General features: G+C 69.8%; 7 protein-coding genes and 1 pseudogene. All 8 read left to right on the top strand.

The window, feature by feature from the left end:
* Positions 1 to 69 precede the first annotated feature (69 nt).
* Positions 70 to 2490: a glycoside hydrolase family 95 protein gene (locus OIE69_RS02010; RefSeq protein WP_326570189.1), complete on the top strand. Its 2421-nt coding sequence runs from the start codon at positions 70 to 72 to the stop codon at positions 2488 to 2490.
* A gap of 960 nt (positions 2491 to 3450) precedes the next feature.
* Positions 3451 to 7107: a S8 family peptidase gene (locus OIE69_RS02005; RefSeq protein ID WP_326570188.1), complete on the top strand. Its 3657-nt coding sequence runs from the start codon at positions 3451 to 3453 to the stop codon at positions 7105 to 7107.
* A 211-nt stretch (positions 7108 to 7318) separates the two neighbouring features.
* Positions 7319 to 7850: pseudogene (locus OIE69_RS02000) on the top strand (ATP-binding cassette domain-containing protein); the annotation flags it as partial.
* 185 nt (positions 7851 to 8035) lie between these two features.
* On the top strand, positions 8036 to 8524 hold the full coding sequence (locus OIE69_RS01995; RefSeq protein WP_326570187.1) for a hypothetical protein: 489 nt from the start codon (positions 8036 to 8038) through the stop codon (positions 8522 to 8524).
* A gap of 649 nt (positions 8525 to 9173) precedes the next feature.
* Positions 9174 to 10067 (top strand): hypothetical protein, encoded by an 894-nt coding sequence (locus tag OIE69_RS01990; protein ID WP_326570186.1) that lies wholly within the window; start codon positions 9174 to 9176, stop codon positions 10065 to 10067.
* A 305-nt stretch (positions 10068 to 10372) separates the two neighbouring features.
* Complete coding sequence (locus OIE69_RS01985) at positions 10373 to 11782, top strand: peptidoglycan-binding domain-containing protein (RefSeq protein WP_326570185.1); 1410 nt, start codon at positions 10373 to 10375, stop codon at positions 11780 to 11782.
* Complete coding sequence (locus OIE69_RS01980; RefSeq protein ID WP_326570184.1) at positions 11779 to 12519, top strand: ABC transporter ATP-binding protein; 741 nt, start codon at positions 11779 to 11781, stop codon at positions 12517 to 12519. The genes OIE69_RS01985 and OIE69_RS01980 overlap by 4 nt, the downstream gene beginning before the upstream one ends.
* A 161-nt stretch (positions 12520 to 12680) precedes the next feature.
* On the top strand, positions 12681 to 13877 hold the full coding sequence (locus OIE69_RS01975; RefSeq protein WP_326570183.1) for an ABC transporter permease: 1197 nt from the start codon (positions 12681 to 12683) through the stop codon (positions 13875 to 13877).
* Positions 13878 to 14222 lie beyond the last annotated feature (345 nt).

The raw sequence follows: 14222 nt of genomic DNA, 5'->3' as shown, positions 1-14222 counted from the left end.
CGCCCGCATGCCCAGGGGGCACTCCTCGGGAACGGCCCGGACACCCGCGACCGAAAGGATGACAATCCCATGGAACGAAGAGACTTTCTCGTCGCCTCCGCGGCCACATCAGCCGCGCTGACCGCCGGGCTGCCGGCCGCCGAGGCGACCGCGGCGCCGCATCCGGTTCCGGGAACGGAGCCGCACCCCGCCCACAAGCCGTCTCCCCTTTCCCTCTGGTACGACAAACCCGCCGCGCAGTGGCTGGAGGCCTTGCCACTCGGCAACGGCCGACTCGGCGCGATGGTGTTCGGCGGCGTGAACACCGAGCAACTCCAGCTCAACGAGGACACGCTGTGGGCCGGAGGCCCCTACGAGCCCGCCAACCCCCAGGGCCTGGCCAACCTCGCGGAGATCCGGCGCAGGGTCTTCGCCGGTGAATGGAACTCCGCCCAGAACCTGATCAACTCGTCCTTCATGGGCATCCCGGTCGGCGAGCTGATGTACCAGACTGTCGGGAACCTGCGCCTCACCATCCCGGGCACGGGCGACGTCACCGGCTACCGACGGGAACTGGACCTCGACACGGGCGTCGCGACCGTGACGTACAGCCGCGGCGGAGTCGCGCACCGGCGCGAGGTCTTCGCCAGCCACACCGATCAGGTGATCGTGGTCCGGCTCACCGCCGGCGGCCGCGGCGGCCTGTCCTTCAGCGCCGCCTTCGACACTCCCCAGCAGGCCGGGACGGACTCTCCCGACCTGCTGACGGCCGCCCTGGAAGGTGTCGGACAGACCCGCGAGGGAGTCACCGGACAAGTCCGCTTCCGCGCCCTGGTCCGGGCTCACGCCCACGGCGGCACCGTGCGCAGCGAGAGCGGCACACTCACGGTGACCGGGGCCGACGCGGTGACTCTGCTGGTGTCCGTCGGCACCAGTTACAACGACTACACGGATGCCTCCGGCGACCACCGTGCCCGCGCCGAGCGCCCGTTGAACGCCGCCGCCGCCGTCCCGTACGAGCGGCTGCGCTCACGGCACGTACGAGACCATCGCGCGCTCTTCCGCCGTGTCACGCTCGACCTCGGAACCACGGACGCGGCCGGCGCGCCGACCGACCAGCGGGTGGCCGCCTTCGCCCAGGCGGAAGACCCGCAACTGATCGCCCTGCATTATCAGTACGGCCGTTACCTGCTCATCGCCTCCTCCCGCCCGGGCACCCAGCCCGCCAACCTGCAGGGCATCTGGAACGACCAGCTCTCCCCGCCCTGGGATTCCAAGTACACGATCAACATCAACACAGAGATGAACTACTGGCCTGCCCCCACCACCAATCTCCTGGAGTGCTGGGAACCGATCTTCGCGCTTCTCGACGACCTGTCCCAGGCCGGACAGCGGACCGCGCGTGTGCAGTACGGCGCGGACGGCTGGGTGGCGCACCACAACACGGACGCCTGGCGCGGGACCGCACCGGTCGACGGCGCGTTCTGGGGGATGTGGCCCACCGGTGGAGCCTGGCTGGCGACCTCCGTCTGGGAGCACTACCGCTTCACCGGCGACCGCGACGCCCTGCGTCGCCGCCTGCCCGTGGTCGAGGGAGCGGTCCGCTTCTTCCTCGACTCACTCGTCCGCGACCCCGGTACGGGACACCTCGTCACCTGCCCGTCCGTGTCTCCGGAGAACGCCCACCACAATGGTGTGTCGGTGTGCGCGGGGCCGACCATGGACAACCAGATCCTGCACGACCTCTTCGACGGCTACCTGGCGGCCTGTGACACCCTCGGCGCCTCCAGCCCATACGAGGAGCGGGTGCGTGCGGCCCGGACCCAGTTGCCTCCCATGAGAATCGGCGCTTCGGGGCAGTTGCAGGAGTGGCAGGACGACTGGGATGCCGGCGCCCCGGAGCGGCAGCACCGCCATGTCTCCCACCTGTACGGCCTGCACCCCGGCAACCAGATCACCAAGCGCGGTACGCCGGACCTCTTCCAGGCGGCCCTGAAGACACTGGAGATGCGCGGGGACGCCGGCACGGGCTGGTCCCTCGCCTGGAAGATCAACTTCTGGGCGCGGGCGGAGGACGGTGCCCGCTCCTACAAGCTGCTCAGCGACCTCCTCACGCCCGGCCGCACCGCACCGAACCTGTTCGACCTCCACCCGCCGTTCCAGATAGACGGCAACTTCGGTGCCACCGCGGGCGTGACGGAATGGCTGCTCCAGTCGCACACCGACGAGGTCCATCTGCTGCCGGCGCTGCCTCCCCAGCTCCCGGACGGACGCGTCACAGGTCTCCTCGCCCGCGGAGGACTCACCGTCGATCTCGACTGGCGCGACGGCGCGCTGTCCCATGCCCGCCTGGCGGCGCGACACCGCGGCACCGTCCGGCTGCGCACCACCGTTCCGGTCGAGGTACATTCCCACGCCCATCCTCCGCGGCTCCATGTGGAACGTCCGGAGAACACCGTCGCCGTGTTCGAGGCCGAAGGCGGCAACGACTATGTGATCAAGCCCCGCTGACGGGTCCCTCCAGCGCGGCTGTGCGATCGGCTGGTCAACCGATTCGTCCGGGCACGGAGGGCGATCTCGGGGCCATCGGCCCGGAAATCTCCACCTGGGACCGCGTGTGCCTCCACGTAGTGGTGCCCATCTCGAGAGGGGTGGGCGGCAACCGACGTGGAGGCTCACGCTCGCTCGGCCCAGTGGTCGCAGACGAACACGTGCACAGGCGTGAGCGCGGGGAGTTCGGCGGACTTCCCCGCGCTGCCGGCCGTCGCGGCCTCAGGACGACATGACGCCCACGACCGCGCCTGGCCGCACGTCGGCGTGCCGCAAAGCGTGCATCAAATCGGCACCGCCACGTGAGGCCCCGTCGGATCCCCTCCGCAGCACGAACCAGTGATCACTGCCGCCGGCACAGGCGGTGAAGCCCCGTGCCACGGTGGAACATGTGCGCCTTTCCGGCATCCGATTCAACAGGGATTGCGTGATGTGAGGACACCGCGATGTTTCGCCGGCGTAAAAGGTCGAGGCGATAAGGGTGTTCACCGGCATAGGCACTTCCGGCATGCTCACATGTCCCCAAAGCGGACCATGACGCCCTTTTATTTTCGGCTCGCCGATCCTCCGGACGACCCTCTTGGGCTGCGAAAACCGCCCGGTCGGCGGCCTTCACCAGCCCTTTCGCGATGGGTCGAGAAAGTCTCGCATGTTATCGACTGCCAGTCGGAAGTTCAATGACTTTACAACTCGCTGCCGTTGATGGTCGGATGCGCTCGAACGCCGACTATGGAGGGCTTGTTGCGAGTTCCAATTTCTCGAAGATATGCGGCTTCCCTTGCCGCGGCCGTTGTTGCCGGTCTGCTGCTCTCTCCCGCAGCGTCCAGCGCTGCGCCCTCTCAACCCCTGCGCGGCGCCGCAGTTGGGCAGGCCGGCGCACAGCGCGTACCGGTCTCCGTCACGCTGATCACCGGTGACAAGGTGAGGGCGTCCCAGGAGCCCGGCGGGGCGGTGTCGGTGCACGACGTCCGGCGCGCGCCGGGAGCCAAGGGTTCGGTGCGTGTCGCCGTCGAGAACGGCGACACCTACGTGTACCCCGATGAGGCCATGGCCTACATCGCGACCGGCAGGCTCGACAAGCAGCTCTTCAACATCACGCAGTTGGTGGCCCAGGACTACGACGACGCCCACACCGGCGTGCTGCCCCTGATCATCACTCAGGCCGAGAGCGTGACCGCTCGCAAGAGCGGTGCCACCGAGCAGGCACTGCCGTCCGGTACGGCTTTGCCGGGGGCGAAGGCCACCCTGGGGCTTCCGTCCATCAATGGAGCGGCCGTCAAGGCGCAGCGATCCAAAGCCGCCACGTTCTGGTCCGCGCTCACCGACACCGCCGGACAGGTCGCCCCGCGGTCCGCGGCGCGGACCGCGGGGAGCCCGGACGAGGCGGGCGCCCCCTCGTTCGCCGCCGATGTCGACAAGGTGTGGCTCGACGCCAAGGCGCAGGCGACCATGGCGGAGACCAACGCGCAGATCGGCACACCCCAGGTGTGGAAGGCCGGTGGAACGGGAACCGGCGTCCGGGTCGCGGTTCTGGACAGCGGGGTGGACCCCACCCACCCGGACCTGGTCGAGCGCATCGTGGCATCCCGCAGTTTCGTCGAGGGCCAGGAGGTCGTCGACCGCAACGGCCACGGCACCCATACCGCCTCGACCGTCGCGGGGACCGGGGCCGCCTCCGGCGGGAAGGAGCGGGGAGTCGCCCCCGGCGCGGACCTGATCGTGGGCAAGGTCCTCGGGGATGACAACTCGGGTGCCAACTCGGGGATCATCGCGGGCATGGAGTGGGCGGCGCGGACCGAGCACGCCAAGGTGATCAACATGAGCCTGGGCTCGGGGTCGTGGCACACCCAGGACGATCCGATGAGCCAGGCGGTCAACAGGCTGAGCGCCGAGACGGGCGCGCTGTTCGTCGTCGCAGCGGGCAACGGCGGCAACACCCCTTACAGCGTGAGTGCGCCGGGAACGGCGGAGTCGGCGCTCACCGTAGGCGCGGTGGACTCCTCCGACGTCCTCGCCGCGTTGTCCAGTGCCGGACCGCGGCTGGGGGACGACGGCCTCAAGCCCGACCTGACCGCGCCGGGTGTGAACGTCCTTGCGGCGAACTCACAGCAGGTGCCGGGGGCAGAGGGCTACTACCGCACCGACAGCGGCACTTCCATGGCGGCGCCCCACGTCGCCGGTGCGGCGGTGCTGCTCGCCCAGAAGCACCCGAAGTGGACGGGAGCGCAGATCAAGGACGCGCTGATGAGCACCAGCGCGGTAACCCCCGACTACACCCCCTACCAGGCCGGTACCGGTCGCCTGGACGTCGCAGCCGCCTACCTCAAGGGCCAGGTCGTCGCGACCGGGTCCGTGGACGCCGGCCTCGTACGCTGGACCAGGGACGGGAAGCGGACTGCGGTCAAGCGGAAGATCACCTACACCAACACCACGGACAACGCCGTCACGCTGCGGCTCACGGTGGACCGCGGCAGTTCACCGGCGGGGGCGTTCACCCTGGCCGCGGACCGCGTGACCGTCCCGGCGCGCGGCACCTCGTCGGTCGAGGTCGTCGCGGACCCGAAGGGGCTCGCGGCGGGCCAGTACGCCGCCCAGGTCACCGCACGCTCCTCGGCCGGTGCCGCGCAAACGGCCGTGGGCCTCTCCGTCGAGTCCGAGAAGCACACCCTGACCGTCCTCCTGAAGGACCGTTCCGGCAAGCCTGTCAGCGGCGAGGTCGAGATCACCGGGGCCGACGGGAGTACCACCGTCATGTGGGCCCCGGACGGCAAGCTCACCAGCCGCTGGGCCCCCGGCACCTACACTGTCGTCTCCACTCTCGACGTCGAAGGCCGCAACGGCCCGCACTCCCTCGGGTACGCCGTACTGACCGCGCCCGAGGTGGACCTGAGGTCCGACCGGGCGGTGGAGCTGGACGCGTCGCGCATCCGACGGATCAAGGTGGACACGCCTGAGCCCACGTCCGTCACCAACGCCAGGATCGACCTCTACCGCTCCTTCACCTACAGCGAGCCCACGTACAAGGACACACAGGCACTGCACGACATCATCATGACCTCGCCCGAGTACGACAGCCTGTGGGCGCTTCCGACCAAGGGCGAGGTGAAGAAGGGCAGTTTCGTCTTCACCACCCGAATCCGCGCCAAGCAGACCCCGCTGAAGATCACCTACGGCGGGCGCAGCCTCGACGAGACCCTGCTGGTGCAGCCTGGCTCCGCCCCGTTCCAGGACGGTACCTCGCAGGTCGAGGCCGTCTTCGCCGGCACCGGCAGGCCCGCCGACTACGTCGGACTGTCCGCCCGCGGCAAGGCCGTGGTCGTCCGCGCCGACGCGTGGGTGGCCCCGGCGGACCAGGCGGCGGCCGCACGGGCCGCGGGTGCGGCGATGCTCCTGGTGGTCAGCAACGGCGACGGCCGCCTGACCGACTGGTACGGGGAGCCGGACGGCTACACGACCGGGCGTATCCCGGTCGCCTCTCTCACCGTCGACGAGGGCGGCGACCTGATCAAGGAGATCGCGTCCCCGGGGAAGACCAAGCTGGCGGTCGAGGCCCATCCCTCGCCGCGGTACCTGTACGACCTGGCCGACTACCACCACGGCGGCGTGCCCGAGGACCCCTCCGCATCGACGGACCCCGGCAGCCTCGCCCGCATCGACAACGTCTTCGCCACGCCCGCCGGCAAGGAGATCAGGGAGAGCCGGGAGGACAGCCCGCCGTACGAGCAGTACCCCGCCGGCCATCCCTACAGCTTCGGGCCGCGCAACCCGACATTTCCGAGGGAGCCGGTCGCACCGGGTCCCCGCACCGACTGGGTGTCCGCCGGCGACGGCGTGAAATGGCAGCAGTACGCCGGCGTCGCCGACGGCTTGTCAAGCTTCACCGACATCGTCGGCTACCGTCCGCGCAGCGTGCAGAGCGAAAACTGGTTCGGCCCCCTCATCCGGCCGCGCATGCTCAGCTTCGAGGCCCCGCAGCGCTTCGGCGACGTCATCACGGGCATCATGACGGGCTTCGGTGACGGAGGAGCCGCCCACAGCGGCAGCACCGGCCTGATGTCCCGGGACTTCGCCCTCTACCAGGGCGACGAAAAGGTGTACCAGAGCGGGCCGTACGCCGAATTCGGCGTGGGCGGCCTGGCCCCGCAGAGCCTTCCCTACCGGCTCGTGGCCGACACACAGGGGAACACCGACGTCACCCCGTACTCCTCCACCACGCACACCGAATGGAGGTTCCAGTCCGGCACCGCCGACGCTCAGGTCATCCCTCTGGTCCAGCTCGACTACGAAACGGATGTGGACCGCGCCGGCCGAGCGAAGCGCACGTCGGTCTTCTCCGTCAAACCCGTCGTCCTCGGCAGTGACACCGCCAAGGACGCGGTCTCCTCGGTCAAGCTCGAGGTCTCCTATGACGACGGGGCCTCCTGGCAGCCGCAGGACGTGAAGGCGGCCGACGGCACGTGGCAGGCGCACCTCCACGCGCCTGCCCGGGCGGGTTACGTGTCCATCCGTGTCACCGCCACGCAGCACAACGGCGGCGGCATCACCCAGACCGTCACCCGGGCCTTCGGCCTGAAGTAGCTCGCTCGAGCGGCCGGTGCCCGCGCCCCACGAGGGTGCGGGCACCGCTCGCGGCGCCGTCTTGTCAGGTCGTGGGGCGAGGCCCTGCACAGTCGGGACCGCTGGTCCACCTCGGGCTCGGTCCCGCGAGGCGACCGAGGTGGCGGATCGGAGCGAACGAGGTGTCCGGCACCTCGAGTTCGGTGCGCGGGGCCGGGTCAGGCGGCTCTCCGGGCGCGTCAAGGGCCGCACGGCACGCGCCGACCGCGCCACCGAACTGCTGGACGTGATGGGCGTGGGCTACTGCGCCGACCGCCGCCCGCAGCAGATGTCCGGTGGTGAGCAGCAGCGCACCGCCATCGCCGTCGTCCTGGCCAACCACCCCTCGCTGGTCCTGGCCGACGAACCGACCGGGCAACTGGACCCGGCCACCGGCGAGCAGAGCTTCAACTCTTCCGCACCGCGAACAAGGAACTCGGCACGACCATCGTCGTCGTCACCCACGACCAGGAGGTGGCCACCGCGGTCGACCGCACCGTCGCCATCCGCGACGGCCGTACCGCCTCCGAAGTCCTGCGCCGCACCAGCGTCGACGACGAGGGCCGCACCACCGTCCACGCCAGCGAATACGCCACAATCGACCGCTCCGGCCGCCTCCGGCTCCCCCGCGACACACCCACGCCCTCGACATCCGCAATCGCGTGATGCTCGAACTCGAACCCGACCACATCGCCGTCCGCCCCGACCGCCCTGCCGAAGGCTGAGAGGAAGGCGCGCCGCCCGCACCTCAGCGGCATGTCTCACGCCCCGTTCACAAGGAGTTTGGTCGGATGGGATCAAGGGCGCGAAGGGCGGCTGCCGGTATGAGGACAGCTCCCGGCGCATCCGAAACTCATGGAACGAGGGACTACCGATGCGTACCTCTGTCAATCGCACGCTCGGCATCTCCGTGGTGCTGGCCGCCGCGGCGGCGGCGTTGGTGTTGAACGTCGAGACAGGCAACGCCGTCGACGGAGCGGACCACGAGTACACCTCCGTGTACAGCGGCCCCTTCGACGTGGCCGGGTGGACGGACTACGCGCAGTGTCTGCGCGAGCACGGCGTCGACGCGAGGAATCCCGACCCGAAGCCGGAAGCGAACTCCATGTTCGCCCGAATGGCGGACGGCAGCGCATTGCCGGTGACCGACCCCGCCTTCAAGACGTGCGAGTCGCGTGCGGGCAAGGGGAACACCGTGTCGTTGTACGTGAGCCCGGAGGACATGAAGAGGCACAGGGACTTCTCGGCCTGTGTACGTGAGCACGGACTGCCCGATTACCCCGACCCGGACCCGCGGACTGCTCTGATACCGGACATGACGCCGTTCACGAAGAAGCACTTCAACGCGGCATGGGAGGCCTGCCACGCCCTCGCGCCGCAAAGCCCGGTCGGAGGGTGAGCTCGCTCGCACCGTGCGCAGCAGCTTCCGCCCGGGCGGTGGCCTGCCGGGACGGACGTGCGCCGAGGTAACGGGCGGCACCGGGCGGCTGGTCACATCGTCGTGGCGCCCACGACAGGCACCCAATGCGCAGGAACGATCGTGTCCCGCTGCCGGCCAGCAGCGGGACAGGCGGCCGCCTGACGCTATTGCCAAGGCGGGGCGACAGTGGGACTGACGCGTCATGGCTGCCCAGACCCCCGGCCAACTGGCCCCGTGGTGATGCAGCAGGTCAAGATCCTGCACGCATGCTCGCCGGTGCCCGGCCCCATGAGAAGAACGGTCACAACGTCTCCGGCCCCACGTACCGTGAATCGGCCGGGCGGGCGGAGAACCACTGTTACAACTCGGTCATGGTCCGATCCAGTGGCTATCACCTGCGGACGCCAGTGTTGAGCTCAGCAGGAATTCTGTAGTCGGCCAGACCCTCGCGTGATTCCCACGGTGCCGTCTCCCTGGTGCACCAGTACACCGGCGCTGCCGGCGCGAGCCGTGGTCACACACCCCTGATTCACAGGCCCCCCGCGTATACCGCGCGGCTCACCAGGGGCCCGAATCCCTCTTGATCGGATGGAAGATGTCTGGATCCCGCACTGTTCGGAAACTGGCTGTGGCAGTGAGCCTGCTGCCGCTGCTGGCGGCCTGCGGCGCCGAGACGGCGTCCTCAACCGGAGGGGACGCGCCGGGCGGTGGCAAGGTCTCGGCCGGGTCGGGGCAGCTCGACATCCCCGCTGACGCCAGTGACGACGTCAAGAAGCAATACCTCATGGAGAACGCGATCGCGGCCTGCATGAAGAAGCAGGGCTTCGCCTACACCCCAGAACCTCCCACGGACATCGCATCCGACTGGGCAAATGAGGGCGCAGACTACGAGCTGACCAAGAAGTTCCGGCAGAAGTACGGCTTCGGTTACGCCGCGGCCGCCGTGTACCCCGACGACCCCCAGTCGCCGCTCAGCAAGGCGGCGCAGGACAAGCCCTCGGCAAACGCGCAATACCTCGCCACGCTCACTGCCCAGCAGAAGGCCGCCTACAACAAGGCGCTGGGAGGTCCCCCGGACCCGAAGGCCGACGTCAAGGGCTGGTCCGGCTGCCAGGCAACGGGCAACAAGGCGGCGTACGGCAACGCCTCGACCCAGGAGCGAAGCGCCGAGGCCGAGGAGCAGAACCAGGCGAACGCACAGGCCCTCAACGGTGATCCGAAACTGGTCGGCCTGGCCCAGTCGTACGCCTCGTGCCTGAAGAGGGACGGCATCCCCGTCACGACCACGCAGCCGACCAGCATCGGGGAGATGGTGAAGCTCCAGGTGGCTTCGTCCTCCATGTCCTACTTCGTCGGGGGAGCCGACGGGACCGGTGAGAAGCACCTGACCAAGGACGAGGCCCTGCCGCTGCTCACCAAGGAGATCGACCTGGCGATGAAGGACCTGGCGTGCGGCAAGGACTTCCGGGCCACCTACTTCCCGAAGTACTTGAAGGCCCCGGGGTCCACCGGCAACGGGTGAGGCGGCAGAGGCGCCGACGGGCATGACCCGCCGGCGCCACTCCGAAGCAGCGCCTGCAACCGCCCCGTGGCCATCAGGGCCGTCGGGTCCACACGGTGCACTGCGTGCACTCCTTTTCGCTGATCCGGTGCCGTCGAGCGTGTGCCGGGTCCCACATCCCGCGATCCCCTCGGCCTGACCACAACACCCGCTCTCGCGATCGAATGGAAGACAATGTCTGGATCCCGCACTGTCCGGAGACCCGTAGCGGTGAGTCCGCTGCCGCACTTGGAATGCGGTGCGGAATTCCGGGGCGGAGACGTCAGGTGAGGCAGCGTCGGAAGAGTGGGACCAGCCGTCCCAAGCAGTTGGGGATCATCGTCGCCGGGGTGGGGCTGGTGGGAGCGGGCGGCTGGTTCGCCGGGTCCCAGATGCAGTCCCCGGCGGATGCGGCGGCCGCGCATCGGCCGCCGAAGGCCGGACCGGTCACCGTAGCGGTCGAGCGGCGGTCGCTGACCGCGAGTGTGGTTACCCAGGGCTCGGTGGAGTTCGCCTCGCCGCAGAGTCTGGCGCTGGCCGGGCCGGTGGGGCCCCCGGATTCCGGTTCCGGGGGCTCCGGTTCCACCGGCGAGGTCGTCCAGCGGGTCACCAAGGCACCGGCTGCCGGATCGGAGGTGAAGGAGGGGGACGTGCTGATGCAGGTGAGCGGCCGACCGGTCCTGGTCTTGCGCGGATCCGTTCCCATGTATCGCACACTGGGCCCCGGCGCGTCCGGAGACGACGTCAAGCAGCTCGAGAAGGCCCTGGCGCGGCTCGGCTTCAACCCCGGCGGCACCTCCGGTACGTACGGGCAGTCGGACGCCGCGGCTGTGGTCTCCTGGTACAGGAGCAAGGGCTTCCACGCGCAGGAGCCCAGTGTGGCGGACCAGCAGCAGCTGGGAACCCTCGAAGCGGCCGTGACCACCGCCCAGCAAGGTCTGCTGGAGGCACAGCAGGGCGGCGGCGCCGGTGGCACCGGCAGCACTGGTGAGGCCGGCAAGCTCCAGCTCAAGGCGGCCCGGCAGCAGTTGGACGCGGCGAACTCCGCGCTGTCCGCGTTCCAGTCCTCCTACGGCACCAGGATCCCGGCGGGCGAGGTGGTCTTCCTGCCGGATCTGCCGGCCCGGCTGGACAAGGTGTCCGTGAAGATCGGTGACACCCCGTCCGGACCGGTGGGCACGGTGACCAGTTCCAAGGTCGTGGTGCAGGCCGTGGTGCCGGGCAGCGACGCCAAGTTGCTCCACAAGGGCATGACAGCGCAGGTGGAGACCCCCGACGGCAAGAAGGTGACGGGGGAACTGGTGGCGCTCGGCGACGATGTGCCGAAGAACGACTCAGGGGACGGCAAGGACGGATCGGGGTCATCGGACGCCGAGGGCGGCGGGGGCGGCGGGGGAGGTGACGCCTCGGCTCCGGTCCCGGTGCAGATCTCCATTCCGTCGGGGGAGCTGGACAAGAACGCCAACGGCTCCGCGAAGGTGACCATCAAGGTGGGCTCGTCGCAAGGCCAGGTGCTGACGGTGCCCCTCGCCGCGCTCCACACGTCGGCCGACGGACAGGCCAAGGTCCAGGTCGCGCGCGGCAGCACCGTGGTGGACGTCCCGGTCAAGGCCGGTCTGTCCGCGGAAGGGCAGGTGGAGGTCACGCCCACCGGCGACGCCCTGAGGGTGGGCGATCAGGTGGTGATCGGGCGATGAACGGCCTGCCATCGCCTGCTGCGCCCGACGCGAGAGCCGTGCCCGATGCGAACACGGTCATCCAACTGGTCTGCGTCGTCCGGACTTTCGACTCCGAACCACCGGTGCACGCCCTGCGGGACGTGAACCTGACCGTCCGGCGCGGCGAGCATCTGTCGATCGTCGGCCCCTCCGGCTCGGGCAAGTCGACGCTGCTCAACACCCTGGGACTGCTGGACCGCCCCACCTCGGGTTCCTACTGGCTCGACGGGGTGGAGACCAACAGGCTCGGGGACCTGGAGCGTACCTCGCTGCGCGGCAGCCGGATCGGCTTCGTCTTCCAGTCCTTCCACCTGTTGCCCTACCGCACGGTGGACGAGAACGTCATGCTGGCCGAGGCCTACCGCCGGCCGCGCCCCGGGCGCGGCCGCCCCGGGCGCCGTGCCAGGGCCGAGGAGGCACTGGAACGGGTGGGCCTGGCGCACCGGATCGGCTTCCGGCCGGACCGGCTCTCCGGTGGTGAGAGGCAGCGTGTGGCGATCGCCCGGGCGCTGATGAGCGAGCCCGCGCTGCTTCTCTGCGACGAGCCCACCGGAAACCTGGACAGCGAGAACACCGAAGCGGTGCTGGACCTCTTCGGGCGGCTGGGCGAGCAGGGCATGACGCTGGTGGTGATCACCCATGAGGAGGCGGTCAGCAAGCGGGCCGACCGGCGCGTGAGGATCAGCGACGGACGGCTCACCGAGGAGAACCGATGAGGACCCGACTACGAGCCAAGGCACGCGTCCTCGAACTGGTGAGCCAGGTGGGCATGCCGAGTGCCGACCCCTACCCCGGCGATCGGCATGCTCCTCGCCGGGGAGGTGCGCGGCGCCACGAAAGGCGCAGGCGCGGTCGCAGGGGGCTCGAGCGTCCCTGGATGGACTTCAGGGATCTGTGGGCCGAAGCGCTGGCGGGGGTGCTCGCCCGTCCGATGCGCTCCGCCCTGACCACACTGGGTACGGTCCTCGGTATCACCACCCTGGTCATCACCATCGGGGTCTCGGCCACGGCGGGAAATCAGATCGTCGGCCGGTTCGACGCCCTCACCGCGACCTCGGTCACGGTGGTCGTCCCGCCGCCGCCTCCGTCGGCCGACCCCGTTCCGCTCGTGGAGTGGTCGGGTGTCGACGCGGTCCGCCGGCTGGCCGGGGTCGAATCGGTGGCGGCGATCGCCGACTCGCATGCCACCGCGAACGTCGAAGTGCGCGCGAACGACGTGGTGGCCCCCGGGGACGTCACCGGCCAGACCATGGCCGTCCTCGCCGCGTCCCCCACGCTGCCCGCCGCCGTGCACGGCACGATGACCGCCGGGCGCTTCATCGACGAGGGCAACATCGCCCGGCACGACCGCGTGGCGGTGCTCGGCGACCAGGCCGCACGACTCCTCGGCATCCGCTCGGTACAGGATTCCCCCGCGGTCTTCCTCAAGGGGCAGTCCTACACGGTGATCGGGATCCTCGGCGGAGCCGAACGCGAGCAGCAGCTCTCCACCGCGGTGATCCTGCCGCCCACGACCGCCCAGGACCAACTGGGCCTCGGAACGGTGACCAGGGTCCTGATCAACACCGCCCTCGGCGCGGCGAACCAGGTCGCCCACCAGGCACCGATCGCGCTGGCTCCCGGAACCGAGGACGCTCTCACCGTCACGGCACCACCCGACCCGACCAAGGCGCGCAAGGGAGTGCAGGGGGACGTCAACGGCCTGTTCCTGGTCCTCGGACTGGTCTCGCTGGTCGTCGGAGCCATCGGCATCGCCAACGTGACACTGGTGACGGTCATGGAGCGGATCGGGGAGATCGGCCTGCGCCGCGCTCTCGGTGCCTCGAGGCGACAGATCGCCGGCCAGTTCCTGGTCGAGTCCACAACCATCGGACTCCTCGGCGGCGTCATCGGCGCCGTCCTGGGCATGGTCATCGTGGTGACCGTCTCGGCCATCAGGGACTGGACCCCGGTCCTGGACGTCCGCCTAGCCCTCGGAGCCCCGGTCGCCGGAGCCCTCGTCGGACTCCTCGCCGGTCTCTACCCGTCACTGCGGGCCTCCCGCATGGAGCCCGTCGACGCCCTGCGCTCCTGAGGGACCAGCCGCGGCTCCGCGACGCCACCCCGGGCGTGAGCGGTGACCGATCGCGCCCGGCGTCCCGGTCACCGGCACCGAGATCGGTCGCATGGTGCGTGCAGAGGGCCCCGACCGGGACAGCGGTGTTCTCCGCGATGGTGTGCCGGTTGCCACGGCGCTGCAGGCAATTGCCGACAGAGCCGCCGCTGTGGGCCCTGTCCGAGGCGACGCTGTCGGGTTTCTCGCAGGGGCCTGCCCGGTCCGGGCTTGCTGGTGCGGATCTGTCCGGCACTGCCCTGGAACTGGATCCAGTCCAGAAGCCGCCGGCCTGCAGCAACCTCTTGCAGAGATGAAGGGGGGTGC

This window comes from Actinacidiphila glaucinigra (genome assembly GCF_035918135.1).
Taxonomy (GTDB): Bacteria; Actinomycetota; Actinomycetes; order Streptomycetales; family Streptomycetaceae; genus Actinacidiphila; species Actinacidiphila glaucinigra.
This window is presented reverse-complemented; position numbering and strand designations above follow the sequence as displayed.